The organism is Pseudoalteromonas sp. NCIMB 1079, assembly GCF_040567695.1.
GTDB lineage: Bacteria > Pseudomonadota > Gammaproteobacteria > Enterobacterales > Alteromonadaceae > Pseudoalteromonas > Pseudoalteromonas distincta.
Window position 1 is genome coordinate 35940 of sequence record NZ_JBEWZA010000001.1, and the last position, 20428, is coordinate 56367.

15 protein-coding genes and 1 rRNA gene are annotated in these 20428 nt (G+C 43.7%); 7 read left to right on the plus strand and 9 right to left on the minus strand.

Features of this window, described 5'->3' with window-relative positions; genetic code table 11:
- Window positions 1-227 precede the first annotated feature (227 nt).
- From ABX891_RS00180 to rph, 4 genes are all read right to left on the minus strand, one after another.
- Window positions 228-1763, minus strand: a 16S ribosomal RNA gene (locus ABX891_RS00180).
- Between the two features lie 609 nt (window positions 1764-2372).
- Entirely contained in the window at window positions 2373-2753 is a 381-nt protein-coding gene (locus ABX891_RS00185) for a diacylglycerol kinase (RefSeq protein WP_002958892.1), read from the minus strand.
- Between the two features lie 56 nt (window positions 2754-2809).
- Window positions 2810-3454: an orotate phosphoribosyltransferase gene (gene pyrE / locus ABX891_RS00190; RefSeq protein WP_002958891.1), complete on the minus strand. Its 645-nt coding sequence runs from the start codon at window positions 3452-3454 to the stop codon at window positions 2810-2812.
- Between the two features lie 18 nt (window positions 3455-3472).
- Window positions 3473-4186, minus strand: a complete 714-nt coding sequence (rph, locus tag ABX891_RS00195; protein WP_002958890.1) for a ribonuclease PH — start codon at window positions 4184-4186, stop codon at window positions 3473-3475.
- A 179-nt stretch (window positions 4187-4365) separates the two neighbouring features.
- Here rph and ABX891_RS00200 point away from each other — a divergent pair, with 179 nt between their 5' ends.
- The 7 genes from ABX891_RS00200 to ABX891_RS00230 all read left to right on the plus strand — a co-directional run bounded on the left by ABX891_RS00200 (window position 4366) and on the right by ABX891_RS00230 (window position 11264).
- Entirely contained in the window at window positions 4366-5226 is an 861-nt protein-coding gene (locus tag ABX891_RS00200) for a YicC/YloC family endoribonuclease (RefSeq protein WP_138488390.1), read from the plus strand.
- Window positions 5227-5461: 235 nt separating this feature from the next.
- Window positions 5462-6712, plus strand: coding sequence for a tyrosine-type recombinase/integrase (locus ABX891_RS00205; protein WP_354628689.1), 1251 nt, complete (start codon window positions 5462-5464; stop codon window positions 6710-6712).
- Window position 6713: 1 nt separating this feature from the next.
- Window positions 6714-7052: a hypothetical protein gene (locus tag ABX891_RS00210; protein ID WP_354628690.1), complete on the plus strand. Its 339-nt coding sequence runs from the start codon at window positions 6714-6716 to the stop codon at window positions 7050-7052.
- A gap of 196 nt (window positions 7053-7248) precedes the next feature.
- A complete protein-coding gene (locus ABX891_RS00215; RefSeq protein ID WP_024603720.1) occupies window positions 7249-7551 on the plus strand; it encodes a type II toxin-antitoxin system HigB family toxin in 303 nt (100 codons plus the stop codon).
- A gap of 31 nt (window positions 7552-7582) precedes the next feature.
- A complete protein-coding gene (locus tag ABX891_RS00220) occupies window positions 7583-7954 on the plus strand; it encodes a helix-turn-helix domain-containing protein (RefSeq protein WP_354628691.1) in 372 nt (123 codons plus the stop codon).
- A gap of 25 nt (window positions 7955-7979) precedes the next feature.
- On the plus strand, window positions 7980-10388 hold the full coding sequence (locus ABX891_RS00225; protein WP_354628692.1) for a TOTE conflict system archaeo-eukaryotic primase domain-containing protein: 2409 nt from the start codon (window positions 7980-7982) through the stop codon (window positions 10386-10388).
- A gap of 441 nt (window positions 10389-10829) precedes the next feature.
- The gene (locus tag ABX891_RS00230; RefSeq protein ID WP_502936037.1) at window positions 10830-11264 is read left to right on the plus strand and encodes a hypothetical protein; all 435 of its coding nucleotides are present in this window, start codon (window positions 10830-10832) and stop codon (window positions 11262-11264) included.
- Between the two features lie 434 nt (window positions 11265-11698).
- On the opposite strand, the gene tuf is transcribed toward ABX891_RS00230, so the two are convergent.
- The 5 genes from tuf to rpoC form a co-directional block, all read right to left on the minus strand.
- Window positions 11699-12883 carry an elongation factor Tu gene (gene tuf, locus ABX891_RS00235; protein ID WP_024596766.1) on the minus strand — a complete coding sequence of 395 codons (1185 nt, stop codon included), beginning with the start codon at window positions 12881-12883 and terminating at the stop codon, window positions 11699-11701.
- Window positions 12884-12945: 62 nt separating this feature from the next.
- On the minus strand, window positions 12946-15060 hold the full coding sequence (gene fusA / locus ABX891_RS00240) for an elongation factor G (protein WP_002958887.1): 2115 nt from the start codon (window positions 15058-15060) through the stop codon (window positions 12946-12948).
- Between the two features lie 27 nt (window positions 15061-15087).
- On the minus strand, window positions 15088-15558 hold the full coding sequence (gene rpsG / locus ABX891_RS00245) for a 30S ribosomal protein S7 (RefSeq protein ID WP_010555004.1): 471 nt from the start codon (window positions 15556-15558) through the stop codon (window positions 15088-15090).
- A gap of 97 nt (window positions 15559-15655) precedes the next feature.
- Window positions 15656-16030 carry a 30S ribosomal protein S12 gene (gene rpsL, locus ABX891_RS00250; protein ID WP_002958885.1) on the minus strand — a complete coding sequence of 125 codons (375 nt, stop codon included), beginning with the start codon at window positions 16028-16030 and terminating at the stop codon, window positions 15656-15658.
- 194 nt (window positions 16031-16224) lie between these two features.
- Entirely contained in the window at window positions 16225-20400 is a 4176-nt protein-coding gene (gene rpoC / locus ABX891_RS00255) for a DNA-directed RNA polymerase subunit beta' (protein ID WP_165743938.1), read from the minus strand.
- Window positions 20401-20428 lie beyond the last annotated feature (28 nt).

Genomic DNA, 20428 nt, shown 5'->3' on the forward strand with positions numbered 1-20428 from the left:
GATACCAATCAATCAACTCCTAAGAGTTAATTAAATGGCACTGAATGGTACTGCTACCATTCTTTTTTTACTTTTGAAAACTCTTGATAAATACAATGTATCTATCAGAATTTTATTATCAGCTTTTCCAAATTTTTAAAGAGCATATTAATTAGTTATCCCGAAGGACACGCACTAATTAACAATCATCTGTGTGGACACTACGAACAAATAAGTTCTAAATCGTATAAGGAGGTGATCCAGCCCCAGGTTCCCCTAGGGCTACCTTGTTACGACTTCACCCCAGTCATGAATCACTCCGTGGTAAACGTCCTCCCGAGGGTTAGACTATCTACTTCTGGAGCAACCCACTCCCATGGTGTGACGGGCGGTGTGTACAAGGCCCGGGAACGTATTCACCGCGTCATTCTGATACGCGATTACTAGCGATTCCGACTTCATGGAGTCGAGTTGCAGACTCCAATCCGGACTACGACGCACTTTAAGTGATTCGCTTACTCTCGCGAGTTCGCAGCACTCTGTATGCGCCATTGTAGCACGTGTGTAGCCCTACACGTAAGGGCCATGATGACTTGACGTCGTCCCCACCTTCCTCCGGTTTATCACCGGCAGTCTCCTTAGAGTTCTCAGCATTACCTGCTAGCAACTAAGGATAGGGGTTGCGCTCGTTGCGGGACTTAACCCAACATCTCACAACACGAGCTGACGACAGCCATGCAGCACCTGTATCAGAGTTCCCGAAGGCACCAAACTATCTCTAGTAAGTTCTCTGTATGTCAAGTGTAGGTAAGGTTCTTCGCGTTGCATCGAATTAAACCACATGCTCCACCGCTTGTGCGGGCCCCCGTCAATTCATTTGAGTTTTAACCTTGCGGCCGTACTCCCCAGGCGGTCTACTTAATGCGTTAGCTTTGAAAAACAGAACCGAGGCTCCGAGCTTCTAGTAGACATCGTTTACGGCGTGGACTACCGGGGTATCTAATCCCGTTTGCTCCCCACGCTTTCGTACATGAGCGTCAGTGTTGACCCAGGTGGCTGCCTTCGCCATCGGTATTCCTTCAGATCTCTACGCATTTCACCGCTACACCTGAAATTCTACCACCCTCTATCACACTCTAGTTTGCCAGTTCGAAATGCAGTTCCCAGGTTGAGCCCGGGGCTTTCACATCTCGCTTAACAAACCGCCTGCGTACGCTTTACGCCCAGTAATTCCGATTAACGCTCGCACCCTCCGTATTACCGCGGCTGCTGGCACGGAGTTAGCCGGTGCTTCTTCTGTCAGTAACGTCACAGCTAGCAGGTATTAACTACTAACCTTTCCTCCTGACTGAAAGTGCTTTACAACCCGAAGGCCTTCTTCACACACGCGGCATGGCTGCATCAGGCTTGCGCCCATTGTGCAATATTCCCCACTGCTGCCTCCCGTAGGAGTCTGGGCCGTGTCTCAGTCCCAGTGTGGCTGATCATCCTCTCAAACCAGCTAGGGATCGTCGCCTTGGTGAGCCATTACCTCACCAACTAGCTAATCCCACTTGGGCCAATCTAAAGGCGAGAGCCGAAGCCCTCTTTGGTCCGTAGACATTATGCGGTATTAGCAGTCGTTTCCAACTGTTGTCCCCCACCTCAAGGCATGTTCCCAAGCATTACTCACCCGTCCGCCGCTCGTCAGCAAAGTAGCAAGCTACTCTCTGTTACCGCTCGACTTGCATGTGTTAGGCCTGCCGCCAGCGTTCAATCTGAGCCATGATCAAACTCTTCAATTAAAAAGTTTTATGTCTTTCGACAGCTCAATGAATTCTGAATTTTTGTTTTTGTTGCCAAAAACGAATTGACTGTGCGTTATTATTTTCACTTTTAAAAAAGTAAAATCAAAACAGCTCAAGGCTGAATCTTTTAATAACATATGGTCACTCAGTTTCAATTGAGACTCTAATTTGTTTGCCTCATTACTTGCTCAATAAAGAACGAAGTAGCTTGGCTGTTAGAACTCAATCTGTACGAGTGCCCACACAGATGATTGCTTTATATTGTTAAAGAACGTTTTGAGTCGCTTTAGCGTCTCAAGGGATGCGAATAATACACCCTTTATTTTTCGAGTCAACACTTTGTTTTAAACTTTCTTTTGGAAGATTTAAAACCGAAGTTTTATTTAACTCTCTGAGTAGTTCGTGCCTCGCTATGCGTTGCCGTTTCCCGTCTCAGTGGGGTCGCATTATAGGGAGATCCGAAAACAGATCAACCCTTTTTTGAAGAAAACTTGAAATAATATGCTGTTCGCTGAGAATTTGAGCTAAACACGTTAAAAACACAACATAACCATCAAATTATTAACAACTAAGGGGGTTTAAACCTATTTTATATTAGAAGTAGAGTTAAACGATCTTCATATAGAGGCTTACACCCCAGATGATCAATACGATCGTTAATGAAAGTGTTACGGCTGCAGATCCCATATCTTTGGCCCTACCTGACAATACATGTAACTCTGTACTTACTCGATCTGTTAATGCTTCAATGGCGGAGTTTAGTAATTCAACTATTAATATAATAAGCAATGAGCTAATTAGTATTGCCCAGTGCAATAGTGATGAAGCAAGCCAAAATGAAATAGGAAATAATATAAGGCTTAATAGTAGCTCTTGCCTAAATGCTGCTTCTTCTTTAAATGCTGCTTTAAAGCCAAGGTAAGAGCAATAGGTTGCTTTGAAAACACGCTTGAGGCCTAAGCCATTTGGTTTTAATACATCTTTCATTAATAAACTCTATGAATGAAGGTCAAAATAAAGCCCCGCACTGCGAGGCTTTTTATTTATGCTACGCCGTATTGATCACGGTAAGCTTTAACTGAGGCTAAATGCTCATCCATTGTGCCTTGGCTTTCAAGGTAACTGATAAGATCAGCTAATTTTACAATTGAAATCACTTTGGTATTAAAGTCACGCTCAACTTCTTGAATAGCTGATAATTCAGCTTTACCCTTTTCTTGGCGATCTAACGCAATTAAAACACCACTAAGGTCAGCACCATTTTGTGCAATGATTTCCATCGACTCACGAATAGCAGTACCTGCAGTAATTACATCGTCAACTAGCATAATTTTGCCATTGAGTTCTGAGCCTACTAATGTACCGCCTTCACCGTGTGCTTTTTTCTCTTTACGATTAAAGCAGTAAGGTACATCTTTATCATGATGATCCGCTAAGGCAACCGCTGTTGTTGTCGCTATTGGAATACCTTTGTACGCAGGACCAAATAATACATCGTACTCTATAGCAGAATCTTCGAGTGCCGATGCATAAAAGCGACCTAAACGCGCTAAGTCTCGACCAGTATTAAACAAACCAGCATTAAAAAAGTAAGGACTTGTGCGTCCAGACTTTAATGTAAACTCACCAAATTTTAACACCTGCTTCTCTAGAGCAAATTCTATAAACTCTTTTTGATAATCTTTCATATCTTGTGGCCTACCTATTTATGCTAATGCTTGCTTTTGTACGTCAATTATTTCACGAATAGAATGTTTAGCTAAAGTAAGTAACTCATCTAGCTCATCAAACGAAAAAGGTTCGCCTTCAGCTGTACCTTGAATTTCAATAATTTTACCTGTTTCGGTTAAAATTACGTTCATATCAGTCTCTGCTGCTGAATCTTCAATGTATTCTAAATCGCTAATTGCTTGGCCTTTGTAAATACCAACTGAAATAGCTGCAATCATATGTTTAAGTGGGTTTGAATTAATCATACCTTTTGCACGCATATGTGTTAGTGCATCAACAAGTGCAACACATGCACCACTTATAGAAGCTGTACGTGTACCGCCATCAGCTTGAATAACGTCACAGTCAATGGTAATTGTGTTTTCGCCAAGTGCTTTTAAGTCAACAGCCGCACGAAGTGCACGTGCAATTAAGCGTTGAATTTCCATAGTACGACCGCCCTGCTTACCACGTGCAGCTTCTCGAGCATTACGCGTATGCGTTGCTCGCGGTAACATACCGTATTCAGCATTGATCCAACCTTTACCCTGACCTTTCATGAAACGAGGAACGCCCGATTCAACAGTAGCTGTACAAAGTACTTTGGTGTTACCAAACTCAACAAGTACTGAGCCTTCAGCATGCAAAGTATAATTACGTGTAAATGTAACAGGTCTAATTTGGTTAGGTGTTCTTTCGCTTGGACGCATTGACGATCCCCTTAATTCAGAATTTGCGACATTATAAGTGTATGTGGGTATAGATACCATGTTGATTTAAATAAATAGCTGTATGCAAAATATTCAGTGTATTAAATTTTCCCTAGAGCTTAAGCAGTGTTACGGTATAATCATCATAATATTGTATTTATAAATTTAGGAAAATATCCATGATCCACAGTATGACAGCTTATGCGCGTCGCGAAATAAAAGGCGATTGGGGTACTGGCACTTGGGAAGTTCGCTCAGTAAACCAGCGTTACCTTGAAACATTTATACGCGCACCAGAGCAATTTCGTGGCATGGAGCCAGTTATTCGTGAGCGTTTACGCAAACACTTACAACGCGGTAAAGTTGAGGTCTTTTTAAAGTTTGTGGCAAATCCAGCCCACGTTGGCGAGCTATCAATTAACCAAGCCCTTGCTGAACAACTAATAAATAGCGCTAAATGGGTTCAACAACAAAGTAATGGTGATATTAACCCTGTTGATATATTACGTTGGCCTGGCGTTATGGAAGCAGAAGAGCTTGATATGGATAGCGTTAATACAGCATTAATAGCTGGTCTTGATCAAGTAATCGAAGATTTTAAATCTGCACGTGGCGATGAAGGTGCAAACCTTGAAGAAATGATAGCAATACGCCTTGATGCAATTCTAGAGCAAGTAGAAATTGTAGAAACGCATATGCCTGAGATTGCTAAATGGCAGCGTGAAAAACTTGCTCAAAAGCTAGAAGACTTAGCAGCAAACATTGACGAGTCACGCCTTGAACAAGAACTTATTTATCTTGCTCAAAAACAAGATGTAGCTGAAGAACTAGATCGCTTAAAGTCTCACGTTAAAGAAACTAAAAAAATCCTTAAAAAAGGAGGCGCATGTGGCCGCCGCTTAGATTTTATGATGCAAGAATTTAATCGTGAAGCTAACACGCTAGCGTCTAAGTCTATCAATAGTGACATCACTACTGCAGCCGTAGAGCTAAAAGTACTAATTGAACAAATGAGAGAACAAATTCAAAACATCGAATAGTTTTTTTACCCGTCCAAGAATGTCTTAAAAGCCCTGTTATTTACTTGTAAATACAGGGCTTTTTTATTTTTCCCGTCCAAATTGGTTTGCAGATATCCGTTACCAACTACCTGTTTAGTGGTGGGCAGAATGGTGGGCAGCCCCCTCATTTTGGCTCAATAAGCGTTTTGCGGTGAGCAAATTGGTGGGCAGCCATTATTGCCCCCTCCATTATTTCAGCAACTATGGAGTAAACATGGAAAAACTCACAGCAAAACAGGTTATTGCATACAGCAAAGCCGACCCAAAAAAATATTCAGATGGTGAAGGTCTATACTTTTGCGTCCGCAAACAAGGCTCGCCTTACTGGATGATCCGCTACACCACAGCCAAAGGAAGACGAGAAGCAACCTTGGGGCAATTTCCTTTAATGTCGTTGGCAGACGCCAGAATTGCCGCCGCATACTTTCGAAAGGAAGTACGTGACGGCATAGATCCTCTTCTAGAAAAACAGAAAATCGAGTTACCTGACATTGAAACCGTGGATCAACTGTTCCATGACTGGTATCGAACCGATCTGAGTAGACGACTAAAGCATCCCAAGATTCCGTATCGGGTTTACACCAAAGACATAAGCCCTGTCATTGGCATTAAGTGTATTGCTGAGGTGACCGCACGAGACGTGCGCGAAGTATTAGAGCGTATTCGAGAAAGTAACCGCCCTACCATTGCCAACGATACCTTGATGTACATGAAGCAGCTGTTTCGGCATGCGATAAAGCTCGACTTAACGCTGAACAACCCAGCCGCAGCATTTACCGTGGACGATGCCGATGGCGTGGAGTCCAGTAAAGACAGGATGCTTAGCAAAGAGGAAATTCACTACGCCTTTAGCGTGTTTCATAACCATATCAATAGCTTTGGCCGCGACAACTACCTCGCTTGCTGCCTGTTTTTGGTGTTGGGCGTGCGCAAAAGCGAACTGTGCGAAGCCATGTGGCGTGAAATGGATTTAACCACGGGCGTGTGGGATCTACCCAAAGAACGCAGCAAAACCGGCGTGCCAATCAGCATCCCCTTACCGCGCCAAGCCATTGCTTGGTTTAACGAGCTGCAAATCCGCGCTTGTGGCTCGCCTTATGTTTTCCCGGCCAGACGAGCAAGCCATCGTCCACATATGGGGCCAGATACGCTAAACCGGGCCATTTCTAAACTCTTTGGTCGCGAGCCTGGGCGCAAAAAACAGCCTCCCAATAAAATGGGTAAACTCGAACACTTTACCGTACACGATTTACGCCGCACCTTTCGCAGTCTTGCTGCATCTTTAGGCATTGCAGGCAACGTGGCCGAACGCTGTCTTAACCATAAGCTAAAAGGCGTTGAGGGTATCTACGACCGACACGATTACTTTGAAGAGCGCCGTATTGCCCACCAAACCGTAGCTGATGTGGTTGAACCGCTGGTGAACTTTGAGCCCGCTTCACAACACCACACAGGAGGGCGTTAACATGCAACTGATGATGCGACTCGCCCCCATTACCTTTCCAATAGCCGTGCTGGCAGGCCTTGGTTGGTGTATTGGCATTGCCTTACTCGAACAACCTCATGGCATAGGCTACGCACTTACCCGGCATTGCCTGATGGTATTCGTGGTACTCGCTCCTTGGCTGACGTTAAAACTCACGTTCTACGTGATTGTCAGCCTAGGACGTAAACTAGGACTCATCCCGCCTGCACGCCCAACGTACAGCCTAGGTTATGAAGAATCACTCTATTGGTTCAGAGTATTGGCGTTCTTCGATGGCAAACGCAGCCGTATGCCAAAAAAGCCAATCAGGCGAAACTAACAAGACAGCCAACTGCTCACTTACTGTGGGCAGTTGGGACAATGGGGCAACATTTGATACCACAGGCTTTAGAAGGTGAATAAGAGGGATTTGAACCGCCCCAAGGAATGGGGCAATTGGGGATGCGGTAACAACTCCTAACCGCATCAAGAATACCAAACTTGCAAAAGTCCCAAATTGGGACTAACATCTATTTATGAGAATTATCGCACTATCAACCTTAAAAACATTTTGGGAAGACAGCTCAGAATACATTGACGCTAAAGAGCCAACGTTAGCGTGGTATAGGCATGCATTAAACGCTGATTGGGGAGCACCGGCGGATGTGAAACAGGACTTTAGAAATGCCAGCATCCTCAAAGATGGGCGTGTCGTGTTTAACATTGCCGGTAATAAATACCGGTTAGTTGTTTGGATCAATTATGCCTACAAAGTGGTTTACATACGGTTTATCGGCAGCCATGCGCAATACGATAAAATTGATGTACAAACGATTTGAAGCCAAAAGGTAGTAACAAGAGGTAAATATAATGGACATCAGACCTATTAAAACAGATGCCGACTACCGCGCGGCATTAAACGACATCGAAAACCTAATGATAGCGGAGCCAGATACCATTGAAGGCGAAAAGCTGGACATTTTGGTTACGTTAGTCGAGGCCTACGAAGCAAAGCATTTTCCAATGGATTTGCCAGACCCTGTTGAGGCAATAAAGTTTGAGATGGAGCGCAAAGGCTTAACCGTTAAAGATCTTGAACCCATGATAGGTAAAAGCAATCGTGTTTATGAAATCCTAAACCATAAGCGATCACTCACGCTAAAAATGATTTGGAAACTTCATGAAGGGTTAGGTATTCCAGCAGAGTCGCTGATCAAGCCACCGCAAGTTCGCGCTTTATAGTGCTGCGAATCAAAATTAGTTTGTTATGAATGACGCTCGCTACCCAAACATTTCTGCTATTGATAACAGGCTAGCTGAGCTTGAAAACGAAAAGCAGCAGCTTCTCGCATTAAGAGAGGCTTTGCGTAGCGCTCAAATCGAGCGTTCAGTACAGACATTCACGCCAGAACAAAAGGTCGCCTTATTCAGACAACGATTTCGTGGAAGAGAGGATATCTTTGCCAATCGTTGGCAAAATCAACAGGGGCGCAGTGGCTATTCCGTAGCCTGTGATAATGAGTGGGTAAGCGGGCTATGCAACAAACCCCGCATTAAATGCCAAGACTGTTCACACCGAAAGTTTAGCGAATTAAACGAGCACATTATTTACAGGCACCTTGCCGGTCATCAAGTGGTTGGTCTGTATCCACTACTTAAAGATAATTCGTGCTATTTGTTGGCAGCCGATTTTGACAAAGGCTGTTGGCAAGAAGAAGTCAAAGCAATGTCTAAAGCGTGCCAAGCGTTTGATATTCCGCACGCGATAGAAATCTCGCGTTCTGGCAACGGGGCTCACTTATGGATATTTTTTGAAACCAATATCCCAGCGAACCAGGCTCGGGCACTGGGTTTCGCTTTGCTTGATAAAGCCATGGAAATATTTCCAAATCTATCGTTTGACTCCTATGACAGGCTCTTTCCTAACCAAGATGTACTTCCTGAAGGCGGGTTTGGCAATCTCATTGCGTTACCACTTCAAAAGGAGGCTCGCCTTTCAGGTCGTAGTTGCTTTGTTGACAGTGACCTGAATGCCATTGATGATCAATGGCGGTACCTTGCTGAGCTTAAAACGCTCACTCAGTCGAGTATTGACCAACTCATAACAACTATTTCACCCAACACCCTATTACTGTCCGAACAAGGGCTAACAGACAACCGCCCTCCTTGGGAAATCACAGCCAAAGCCGCACCAATAAAATTAGAGTCTTTGCCGAAAAACGTGACCATTACCTTGGCCAACCATATCTACTTTTTGATGAGCGAGTTACCTGGGCCACTACTGGCCGGACTAAAGCGATTAGCTAGTTTTTCTAATCCTGTGTTTTTTAAAACACAAGCGTTGCGCTTTTCAACCCATGGCATTCCGAGGTTTATTTCCTGTGCTCGTATTGAAAACGGTTATCTAGCACTACCGCGAGGCTGTCTCGATGACGCGATTGCTTTGCTACAAGAGCAAAACATTTCGCCACTGTTTGACGATAAGCGTGAAATCGGCAAACCATTATTAAAACTTACCCCCGAGTTTACTTTGCGAAAGAACCAGCGTGACGCGGTCGCCGCAATAACTAAACACGACTTCGGAATTTTGCATGCGCCAACCGCATTTGGAAAAACGGTTACAGCCATTGGCATGATCGTAAGGCGTAAAGTAAACACCCTAATACTGGTTCATAGCCGACAGCTGCTCGAACAGTGGCAAGAGCGCTTACGCACGTTCCTACCCGAAGTAAACATTGGCAGTATAGGAGGAGGTAAAAGAAAGCCGAGTGGCATTATAGATATTGCTACCTACCAAAGTTTGGTCAATAAAAAAGACAATTCCATCGCAGATTTCATCCAAGACTACGGCCACATTATTGTTGATGAATGCCATCACTTATCCGCACCAAGGTTTGAAATGGTACTCAATGAGGTAAGAGCAAAATATGTATTGGGCCTAACAGCAACACCTGAGCGACAAGATGGCCACCAAAAGATCATTTTTATGGCGGCAGGGCCTATTCGCTACAAAGTGAAGCAAAGCTCTAATGAGCAATTTACTCAAACCGTGATTATTCATCAGCACTACGATATACCGCCAGCTGAGCTAATAAAAACAGATGAGCGCCCAAAAATAAGCGATGCCTACCGCTGGCTCGTCGATAACGAACAGCGCACTTCAAAAATCGTCTCGGACGCCTCTCAGTGTGTTCAAAATGGCGGACACCCGTTAGTCCTTACAGAGCGTAGAGAGCACGCAGAGTACATACACTCACAACTTACCGAGATGGGTATAAGCACTGTCGTACTCAAAGGCGCCATGAAAGCTGCCGAACGCAAGAACGCTGACAATCATCTGCAATCGGCTCAAGTTGTCGTCGCAACGGGAAAATATGTAGGTGAAGGATTTGACCTGCCAAGACTGGATACGTTGTTTTTGGCCATGCCAATCGCATGGAAAGGCACGTTGGCCCAATATGCCGGTCGTATTCATCGTGAATCGGAAGGAAAAACACAAGTGACCATTCACGACTATGTAGACTGCGCCCTCCCAATGCTGCAACGCATGTTTAAAAAACGCGAGAAAAGCTACAAGGCAATGGGGTACGCCCTTGAATACTTTGCGGGTAACAGTGACAAACAACCTTCACTGAAGTTAGAAAACGTCCCTTCATCAAATACCAAGCCAAAATAAACAGCAGCACTTCATTAAACACTTCCCCATGCCTTTACCCCCATACGCCAAAACCACTATCCGTTTGGCTTTTGGATCGAAACGCCAAACAGGGAAATTAGCCCATTTACTGTTTGGCTTCTCGATTGAAATCCAACGCTGCTAGGCCTTGCCAATACTGGCTCAAAGCAAGGTTTAGCACTTTTTTCGCCCTAAACCAACCTCGAATCCCAAGTACAAACCGTTTGATTTTTTAAACCCAGAATACAAACGATCGTTTGGCGTCTCGATTTTTTTGCATTAGCCAAATGCCGCCAAACAGTGCCGTATTGGACTATGTATATCAAAGAGTTAGCCGCACACAGGCCATCAGGAAAAACCGTTTTGACTGGTTAGTTTGATGGCCATTTCTTTCATCTATTTCACCACCGAGTCTGCACCCGACCACTAAAAATAGACGGCATGAAGAACCAAAAGGTGATAAGTGACGTGTTATGGGCTAGAGGCAACGATTGGGATAGAGAGTGGATACAACAGGTGGTCGATTTACTCGTTGGGCATGACGCATTTACCCTCTACCCAGCATTAAGCCAATGCGAGAATGCCGCCGAACGCTTAACCCGCTGGCTGACCTATCAGTTACCGCGCGTTAAACAAGCACACCCTGGCTGCCCGATTCACCAATGGCTGAATAGCATTGGCGTACAAGTGATCGTAGAGAAATGGCAGCACCCCGAGCAATGGCCAAACCTGTATTGGTTGCCTTTACCTGAGATTGATGGCCACGCGCAAGGCGGACTAGTTTTGTTAGCAGCGCATTTGTTACCGGTATATGTGGATTACACGAGCAAATTCAAAATATTGAATAGTTTTCAGCTAAGTATGACACATTCATAACTTATCAAAACCCGAGCTTAGCTCGGGTTTTTAGTAATATCACTAATAATACTTTGAGTATTGTTACCAAGTATCTTCACCTAAAGTTAAAGCGGCATCTTAAATCGTACTTTATTTTAGACATTAAAAAGCCCGAGACGAAGCTCAGGCTTTTTGGTAATAATTAGCTAGGCTAATAATTACGCTTTGAACGTTACTAAAACGCACCTACACCTGAAGTAAGAGCACCACCTTCATATGGCACTTTATTTTAGACATTAAAAAACCCGAGCTTAGCTCGGGTTTTTAGTAATACCACTAATGATACTTTGAGTATTGTTACCAAGTATCTTCACCTAAGGTTAAAGCGGCATCTTAAATCGTACTTTATTTTAGACATTAAAAAGCCCGAGACTAAGCTCGGGCTTTTTGGTAATAATTAGCTAGGCTAATAATTACGCTACGATAGTTGCTACAACACCAGCACCTACAGTACGACCACCTTCACGGATAGCAAAACGAAGACCTTCATCCATCGCGATTGGTGCGATTAGAGTTACTGTCATCTTGATGTTATCACCAGGCATTACCATTTCTACGCCTTCTGGTAACTGTACGTCACCAGTTACGTCAGTTGTACGGAAGTAGAACTGTGGACGGTAACCTTTGAAGAATGGAGTATGACGACCACCTTCATCTTTAGAAAGTACGTATACTTCTGAAGTGAATGTAGTATGTGGGTTGATTGAACCAGGCTTAGCTAGTACTTGACCACGTTCAACGTCTTCACGCTTAGTACCACGTAGAAGTGCGCCGATGTTTTCGCCAGCACGACCTTCGTCAAGAAGCTTACGGAACATTTCAACACCAGTACAAGTAGAACGAGTTGTATCATTGATACCAACAATTTCTACTTCGTCATTGATGCGGATGATACCAGCTTCAACACGACCAGTTACAACAGTACCACGACCCTGGATTGAGAAAACGTCTTCGATAGGCATGATGAATGGCTTATCGATGTCACGCTCTGGCTCTGGGATGTAAGAATCAAGTGCGTTTGCAAGCTCAACAATCTTATCTTCCCACTCTTTCTCGCCTTCTAACGCTTTAAGCGCAGAACCAGCGATTAGAGGTAAGTCATCACCTGGGAAATCGTATTCAGAAAGAAGTTCACGAACTTCCATTTCTACTAGTTCAAGTAGCTCTTCGTCATCAACCATGTCACATTTGTTCATGAATACGATGATGTAAGGAACGCCAACCTGACGAGAAAGAAGGATGTGCTCACGCGTTTGTGGCATAGGGCCATCTGTCGCAGCAACTACTAAGATCGCGCCGTCCATTTGAGCAGCACCAGTGATCATGTTTTTAACATAATCGGCGTGACCAGGACAATCTACGTGTGCGTAGTGACGTGTAGGTGTATCGTATTCAACGTGAGACGTTGAAATAGTGATACCACGTTCGCGCTCTTCTGGAGCGTTATCGATTGATGCGAAATCTTTAGCAACACCGCCGTATACTTTTGCAAGTACGTTAGTGATTGCTGCAGTTAGTGTAGTTTTACCGTGGTCAACGTGGCCGATTGTACCAACGTTTACGTGCGGTTTTACGCGTTCAAACTTTTCTTTTGCCATCTTAAAAAATTCCTAATAAAGAAATTAAAGCCTGACTCACTATTGAGCCAGACAAGCTAAAATTATATAACAGCGCGAGCTGAAATTATTGTATCTGCGACATTTTTAGAGGCTTCAGCGTACTTCACAAACTCCATAGAGTATGAGGCACGGCCCTGTGTTGCAGATCGTAAAGCAGTTGCATAACCAAACATTTCAGAAAGAGGAACTTGCGCATTAATTTGCTTAAGTCCACCTAATGCATCTTCCATGCCTTCGATTATGCCGCGGCGACGGTTTAAGTCGCCAACTACATCACCCATATTTGAATCAGGAGTGAGTACTTCAACCTTCATTACTGGCTCTAAAAGTACAGGGTTAGCTTCAAGCGCCCCGTTTTTCATTGCCAGTGAACCTGCTATTTTAAATGCCATTTCATTCGAATCTACATCATGGAATGAACCATCATATAAAGTCGCTTTAACGCCAAGTAATGGGTAGCCTGCCAGTACACCTTGAGACATTTGCTCTTGGATACCTTTGTCTACCGCAGGAACGAATTCTTTAGGAACTGAACCACCTACGGTTTCGTTAACGAACTCGTAAATTGGTGACTCATCATCCGTAATATCCATCGGTTCAAGTTTAATCCAAACGTGTCCATATTGGCCACGACCACCTGACTGACGTATAAACTTCCCTTCAACCTTAACAGTTGAACGAATAGCTTCTCGGTATGAGACCTGCGGCTTACCAACGTTACATTCAACACTGAATTCACGTTTCATACGGTCGACGATGATATCTAGGTGAAGTTCACCCATGCCAGAGATTATAACCTGGCCTGATTCTTCGTCAGTTTGTACGCGAAAAGAAGGATCTTCAGCAGCTAGTTTACCTAGTGCGATACCCATCTTATCTTGGTCAGCTATAGTGCGGGGCTCAACCGCAATAGAGATTACTGGTTCTGGGAATTCCATACGCTCAAGCGTAATAATAGAATTCGGATCACACAGTGTTTCACCTGTTGTTACGTCTTTAAGACCAATAGCTGCCGCGATGTCGCCTGCGAAAACTTCTTTGATCTCTTCACGAGAGTTTGAATGCATCTGTACGATACGGCCAAGTCGCTCACGCTTACTTTTTACTGGATTATATACCGTGTCACCCTGTTTAACAGTACCAGAGTAAACACGGAAAAAGGTCAAGGTTCCAACGAACGGGTCTGTTGCAATCTTAAATGCGAGTGCAGCAAACGGCGCTTTATCATTAGCTGGACGTTCTTCCTCAGTACCATTTTCTAAGATACCTTGGATTTGTTTCACTTGCTCTGGTGACGGCATATATTCAACAACGCCATCAAGCACAGCTTGAACGCCTTTGTTTTTAAATGCGCTACCACAAGTAACTGGAACAATCTCATTTGCTAATGTTCGTTGGCGTAAAGCATTTTTAATTTCTGCTTCACTTAACTCTTCACCTTCTAAGTATTTATCCATTAGTTCTTCTGTTGCTTCAGCAGCGCTTTCAACTAAATGAGCGCGCCATTCTTCAGCTAATTCCAGAAGTTCTGCCGGTATTGCCTCATAAGAGAAAGTCATACCCTGGTCCGCTTCGTTCCAGTTAATCACTTTCATTTTTATAAGGTCAATAACACCTTTAAAGTCGTCCTCAGCGCCTACAGGCAACTGAATTGGAACAGGCGTTGCTCCAAGACGAGATTTCACCTGGCTGACCACTGCTAAGAAGTCTGCGCCCGTGCGATCCATTTTATTTACGAAGATCATTCTCGGAACTTCGTATTTGTTCGCTTGACGCCAAACTGTCTCAGTTTGCGGCTGTACACCAGATGAAGCACAAAGAACAACTACCGCACCATCTAGTACGCGTAAAGAACGCTCTACTTCGATAGTGAAATCTACGTGTCCTGGAGTATCAATAATATTGATACGATGGGCGTCAAATTGAGCGTCCATCCCTTTCCAAAAACACGTTGTTGCAGCAGAAGTGATTGTGATACCACGCTCTTGTTCCTGCTCCATCCAATCCATAGTTGCAGCGCCATCATGTACTTCACCGATCTTATGAGAAAGACCTGTGTAGAACAGAACACGTTCTGTTGTGGTGGTTTTGCCTGCATCTACGTGAGCAACAATACCTATATTACGATAGCGCTCAAGTGGAGTTGTACGTGCCATATGATCCTCTTAAAGGTTAAAGACAGATTACCAACGGTAATGAGCGAATGCTTTATTCGCTTCAGCCATACGGTGAACGTCTTCACGTTTCTTAACCGCAGTGCCTTTATTATCAGAAGCGTCAACGATTTCTTGAGCTAAACGTAAGCCCATAGATTTTTCGCCACGCTTACGTGCAGCGTCTACTAACCAACGCATACCTAATGCGTTACGACGAACTGGACGTACTTCAACTGGTACTTGATAAGTTGAACCACCAACACGGCGAGATTTAACTTCTACCTGTGGGCGGATGTTATCAAGTGCAGTTTCAAAGATTTCTAGGTGCGACTTGCCTGATTTCTCAGCAGCCACGTCTAGCGCACCATAAACAATTTTTTCAGCAGTAGATTTCTTGCCGTCTAACATCACGATGTTAACGAATTTAGCAAGAAGTTCCGATCCGAACTTAGGATCTGGAAGAATTTTACGTTGACCGATTACGCGTCTTCTAGGCATTTTGTATCTCCGGTTTATTCAGGTTTGCTCTTTCGAGTCAATCACCCAAAACAATAATTATAAATATTTAGTGCTTGGCCTTACTAACGGAAAACAATTAGCCTTTAGGGCGTTTTGCACCGTATTTAGAACGAGCTTGACGACGATCGCTAACGCCTGCACAGTCAAGTGCACCACGAACAGTGTGAAAACGCACACCTGGTAAATCTTTAACACGACCACCACGGATTAGGATTACACTATGCTCTTGAAGGTTATGACCTTCACCGCCAATGTATGAAGTTACTTCGAAACCGTTAGTTAAACGTACACGTGCTACTTTACGTAACGCCGAGTTTGGTTTCTTAGGTGTAGTTGTATATACGCGAGTACATACACCGCGCTTTTGCGGACACGCTTTTAGTGCAGCTGAGTTACTTTTCGTAACCTTGCTACGGCGTGGCTTACGCACTAGCTGGTTAATAGTTGCCATTTAAATAGCTCCTGAAATTAAAATTACTACTGAAAAAAATAAAAAATCCGCCCTTTATTTACGAGCCTGCATTAAGCACACAAGTAAATGGGTGGCGGAATTTTAATGAGCAAAGTTTAACCTGTCAACCTAAACTAATCGTAAGACAGCATATAACTGCCTTACGATCACTTAATCTATTGATTAAGAACAGTTTATTGATTTCCAGACAAATCAGCATTTAGAGCGTCTGTAAGTGCTTGAGTCGCCTCTTCTGCACTTACTGTTTGCTCTTCTACTACTACTTTGCTTTGTTTACGGCGAGCCATACGTTCTTGATGATACGCAAAACCGGTACCGGCTGGGATCAAACGACCCACAATTACGTTTTCTTTAAGACCGCGAAGCTCATCGCTCTTACCATTCACTGCCGCATCTGTAAGAACACGTGTTGTCTCTTGGAAAGACGCTGCAGAGATGAAAGATTCTGTTGCTAGTGATGCTTTTGTGATACCCATTAACTGGATTTCAAACTTAGCTGGTATCTTACCTTGTTTTTCAAGGTCACGGTTTGCGATATTAACGCGCGCCACTTCGATTTGTTCACCGGCTAAGAAGTCAGTATCACCGCCGTGTATAATGGTACATTTACGAATCATCTGACGGATAATTGTTTCAATGTGCTTGTCATTGATCTTAACGCCTTGCAAACGGTAAACCTCTTGCACTTCGTTAACGATGTAGTTAGCAACATGAGTCACACCACGTAGGCGTAAGATGTCATGCGGCGATTCAGGACCATCGGCGATAACTTCACCTTTAGACACTTGCTCACCTTCAAACACGTTAAGTTGACGCCACTTAGGAATCATTTCTTCGTAATGATCACCTTCAGCTGGAGTAATAACTAAACGTTTCTTACCTTTAGTCTCTTTACCGAAGCTAATAGTACCTGTGATCTCAGCTAAGATAGCTGGCTCTTTAGGTTTACGCGCTTCAAATAAGTCGGCTACGCGTGGTAGACCACCCGTGATATCACGAGTTTTCGAACCTTCTTGTGGTATACGTGCTAACACGTCACCAGGGTTTGCTGTAACGCCGTCAATAACTTCAATCGTAGTGAATGAAGGAAGACGTGTTTCTTGCAGACCGCGCTCTTCACTTTCAATGATAAGCTTAGGTTCTTTAGTATTTACTTTAGCAAGATCTTTAACAACTACACGGGTTAAACCTGTTAGTTCATCAGTCTGTGCTTCAGTATTTGAGTCATCGATGTCGCTAAACGATACTTTTGACTTATGCTCAAGAACGATTGGGTGACTATGCGGGTCCCAAGTAGCAACGATGTCGTTACCTTGAACTTCAGCATTGTCTTGCACTGTTAATACCGCACCGTAAGGTACTTTATAACGTTCTTTTTCACGACCATAGCTATCAATGATAGTGATCTCAGTAGAACGTGAGGTAATAACAATCTTACCATCTGTATTTAATACATATTTAGCGTTATGAAGTTTTAATGTACCGTTAGTTTTAACTTGTACATTATTTTCAGCTGACGCTCTTGATGCCGCACCACCGATGTGGAATGTACGCATCGTAAGCTGTGTACCCGGCTCACCGATTGACTGCGCCGCGATAACACCTACTGATTCACCCGCGTTGATGATATGACCACGTGCAAGGTCACGACCATAACACTTAGCACATACACCAAAGTCGTTATCACATGTGATAACAGAACGTACGCGAACTTCATCCACTGAGTGCTCTTCTAAAAGGTCACACAGTTTTTCGTCAAGCATGATATTACGCTCAACAAGTACAGTATTAGTACCTGGAATTACAATATCTTCAGCAACAACACGACCAAGAACACGTTCACGAAGTGCTTCTACAACATCACCACCTTCAATAAGCGGTTTCATTGTTAAGCCATCTTCTGTGCCACAATCATCTTCGTTGATTACCAAATCTTGTGCTACGTCTACTAGACGACGCGTTAGGTAACCCGAGTTAGCTGTTTTAAGTGCAGTATCGGCAAGACCTTTACGCGCACCATGCGTTGAGATGAAGTACTGAAGTACGTTTAGACCTTCACGGAAGTTAGCTGTGATTGGCGTCTCGATGATTGAACCATCTGGACGTGCCATTAGACCACGCATACCCGCCAACTGACGAATCTGTGCAGCACTACCACGAGCACCTGAGTCGGCCATCATAAACACTGAGTTAAATGACGGTTGCTCTACTTCTTCACCTTTTGCATTGATAACTGTATCTTTTGACAAGTTAGCCATCATCTCACGTGACAAGTTTTCGTTTACACGTGACCAGATATCGATAACTTTATTGTACTTTTCACCAGCCGTTACAAGACCTGATTGGAATTGTTGGTTGATTTCAGTAACTTCAGCTTCAGCTGATTCAATGATCTGTGCTTTAACCGGTGGGATAACTAAGTCATCAATACCGATAGAAACACCTGATTTCATTGCATAATGGAAACCGGTGTACATAACTTGGTCAGCAAAAACAACAGTGTCTTTAAGACCTAGACGACGGTAACATTCATTCAATAAGCTAGAAATCTGCTTTTTACCTAATGCTTGGTTGATTGACTCAAACGGCATACCTTTAGGTAAAATTAAAGATAGAATTGCACGACCAACAGTTGTATCGATTACAGTAACAGTGTCTTCTACTATGCCGTCTTCGTTTTTAACTGATTGGCTAATACGTACTTTCACGATTGCGTGAAGGTCAGCATTGCCACTGCGGTATGCTTTTTCTGCTTCTTTTGGATCTTTAAATATCGCGCCTTCGCCTTTAGCGTTAATGCGGTCACGAGTCATGTAATAAAGACCCAATACAACATCCTGTGAAGGAACGATGATTGGCTCACCATTCGCAGGAGATAGAATGTTGTTTGTTGACATCATCAATGCACGAGCTTCAAGCTGCGCTTCGATTGTTAACGGTACGTGTACCGCCATTTGGTCACCATCGAAATCGGCGTTGTACGCCGCACATACTAATGGATGCAAATGGATCGCTTTACCTTCGATAAGCACAGGCTCAAACGCTTGGATACCCAAACGGTGAAGTGTTGGTGCACGGTTAAGTAATACTGGATGTTCACGAATTACTTCGTCAAGTACATCCCATACTTCCGGAACTTCACGTTCAACCATCTTCTTAGCTGCTTTGATTGTCGTAGCCATGCCGCGACGCTCTAATTTACCATAGATAAATGGTTTGAATAGCTCAAGTGCCATCTTCTTAGGAAGACCACATTGGTGAAGCTTAAGTGTAGGACCTACTGTGATAACAGAACGGCCTGAATAATCTACACGCTTACCAAGTAGATTCTGACGGAAACGACCTTGCTTACCCTTGATCATATCAGCAAGAGATTTAAGAGGACGTTTGTTAGAACCTGTAATTGCACGACCACGACGACCGTTATCAAGTAGCGCATCTACCGCTTCTTGTAACATACGTTTTTCGTTGCGTACAATAATGTCTGGTGCTGCTAAATCTAGTAGACGCTTAAGACGGTTATTACGGTTAATAACACGACGGTAAAGGTCATTTAGATCAGATGTCGCAAAACGACCACCGTCTAATGGTACTAATGGGCGTAGATCTGGTGGCAATACTGGAAGTACTGTCATGATCATCCACTCAGGGTTATTGCCTGATTGGTGGAACGATTCCATTAACTTAAGACGTTTAGTGATTTTTTTACGCTTAGTTTCAGAGTTAATTGTTGGTAACTCTTCACGCATCTCAGCAATTAATTGAGCAAGATCGAGTTCACGAAGCAAGTCTAAAACTGCTTCAGCACCCATCTTCGCTTCAAATTCATCACCGTGCTCTTCTAGTGAATCTAAGTATTCTTCTTCACCTAATAGTTGACCACGCTCAAGCGTTGTCATACCAGGCTCAGTTACTACGAATGATTCGAAGTAAAGAACACGTTCAATATCACGAAGCGTCATATCTAGCATTAAGCCAATACGTGACGGTAATGATTTTAAAAACCATATATGTGCAACTGGGCTCGCAAGGTCGATATGACCCATACGATCGCGTCGCACTTTAGTGAGTGTTACTTCAACGCCACACTTTTCACAGATCACACCACGGTGTTTAAGGCGTTTATATTTACCACATAAACACTCATAATCTTTCACTGGGCCGAAAATACGGGCACAGAATAAGCCGTCGCGCTCAGGCTTGAAAGTACGGTAGTTAATAGTCTCAGGTTTCTTTACTTCACCGTATGACCATGAACGAACCATGTCTGGTGAAGCAAGACCAATGCGAATTGCATCGAATTCTTCGGTCTTATTTTGTTGCTTCAGAAACTTAAGTAAGTCTTTCACCTTAGCTCTCCTGTCGGAGTTAATCTTG